The sequence below is a fragment of the Roseateles sp. P5_D6 genome, assembly GCF_054049415.1.
The window spans coordinates 1-1,985 of record NZ_JBFUMK010000052.1 but is presented as its reverse complement, the minus strand read 5'-3'; the positions used below and the strand labels follow the sequence as shown (position 1 = coordinate 1,985).

General features: G+C 65.4%; 1 protein-coding gene. It reads left to right on the top strand.

What is annotated here, in order from left to right; genetic code table 11:
• Positions 1 to 380: 380 nt before the first annotated feature.
• The gene (gene ltrA / locus ACXJKM_RS30045; protein ID WP_457356663.1) at positions 381 to 1,886 is read left to right on the top strand and encodes a group II intron reverse transcriptase/maturase; all 1,506 of its coding nucleotides are present in this window, start codon (positions 381 to 383) and stop codon (positions 1,884 to 1,886) included.
• The last annotated feature ends 99 nt before the right edge of the window (positions 1,887 to 1,985 follow it).

The window sequence follows — 1,985 nt, the reverse complement described above, 5'->3', positions numbered from 1 at the left end:
GGTGTGCGCCCAGCATGGGCGCGAACTTATGGGGTGGAAGTCCCCTGTGGGAGTACCGACTTGGACTCATCGTGAGCAAGGATAACCACGAGCCGAAGGCAAGGGCAGGCCCGCGAGGGTTTGTCTGAAGGAAGCCGGAGCGCAAGAGGTGCGAGGCGACGGACAGAAACTGCATAGAAGGCTGAGGGCGGCGAGGCGAGCTGGCACATGACGGCAAAGCCCAACGGTACGCGGCCCACAGTAAATGCGGCGCTTGTGCACCGACAGTTCGCGTTCTTACCTGGGGAGATCTGCACCGCAAGCGGTGCGTCGTGATGAGGGTGTGACCCGGACGGTTCACCGGGATACCAAGAACCTGGCGCCACGGCGAGCCGCCCGCCGTGAGCGATGAAATCGGCAGCGACCCACATCCGAGCCGCACAGCGCGGCGCGCGGCAACGCGCGACGTGACGATGCAGAAGTCAGCAGACGCCGTAGTAGGTGGCCAGGTGTCGGGCCACCGAAGGGCTGAACAACGAGACACAAGGAGCAGACGTGCCACCCTCGACTCCAGCGCCGACCCCGCCCCGGGGGAGCTGCAGCGGCGGGCTGGCGCGCACCGAGCCTTGAAACAAGACGAAGTCAACCAAGACCTGCTCACCGCCGTGCTGGACAGCGACAACCTGTCTCGCGCGTGGAAGCGGGTGAAGGCCAACAAGGGCGCGCCGGGCATTGACGGCGTGACCATCGCGGACTTCCCCGCCTATGCGCGCGAACACTGGCCGCGCGTGCGTGAGCAGGTCAAGGAGGGGCGATATTGCCCACGGCCGGTGCGCAGGGTCGAGATACCCAAGCCCGACGGTGGCAAGAGGATGCTGGGCATCCCGGGCATTCTTGACCGGGTGCTTCAGCAGGCCATCGCCCAGGTGCTCACGCCGATCTTTGATCCGACGTTCTCGGATTCGAGCTTCGGTTTTAGACCGGGCCGCAATGCACACCAGGCGATCCGCCAGGTGCAGGCCTACGTGAAGGACGGCTACCGCATCGCGGTGGACCTCGATCTGGCCAAGTTCTTCGACACGGTCAACCATGACCTGCTGATGAGCCTGCTGGGTCGAGCCATTGCCGACAAGCGGCTGCTGGCCCTGATCGGCCGCTACCTGCGCGCCGGGGTGCTGGTCGGTGAGCACGTCGAGCCCAGCGAGGTCGGCACACCGCAAGGCGGGCCGATGTCACCGCTGCTGGCCAACATCCTGCTGCATCAACTCGACCAAGAGCTGACGCGGCGGGGCCACCGCTTCGCCCGCTACGCCGACGACCTGGTCATCCTGGTCAAAAGCGAACGCGCGGGCGAGCGGGTGATGCGCAGCACCACGCGATACCTGGAGACGGTCCTCAAGCTGAAGGTCAACCCGGCCAAAAGCCGGGTGGCGCCGATGCGTGACTGCAGCTTCCTGAGCTTCACCATCCAAGGCAACAAGGTGCGCTGGGCCGACAAGGCGCTGGCGAACTTCAAGCACCGGGTGCGTGAGTTGACGGGGCGCAGTTGGGGCGTCTCGATGGACTACCGGCTGCAACAGCTGGGGAGATATGTGCGGGGCTGGATGGGGTACTTCGGCATCAGCCAGTACTACCGCCCGGTGCCCGAGCTGGATGAATGGCTGCGCCGGCGCATCCGCATGTGCTACTGGAAACAGTGGCGCTGGGCGCGCACGAAGATCCGCCACCTGCTGGCCTTGGGCGTGAGCCTGAAGTCGGCTATCCAGCACGGGGTCAGCAGCCACGGCTACTGGCACATGGCACGGACCCCGGTGACACAGCAGGCGATGTCCAACGCGTGGTTGAAAGCGCAAGGATTGGTCAGCGTCCAAGCTCTGTGGTGCAAGGCCCAGGGCTACTCGACATAACGGCTTCGTCGAGCGCGCCAACTGGTTGAACCGCCCACTGCGGACCCGCACGGTGGGTGGTGTGGGGGCTGGGGGCTAAATACCCCCGGCTACCCGATT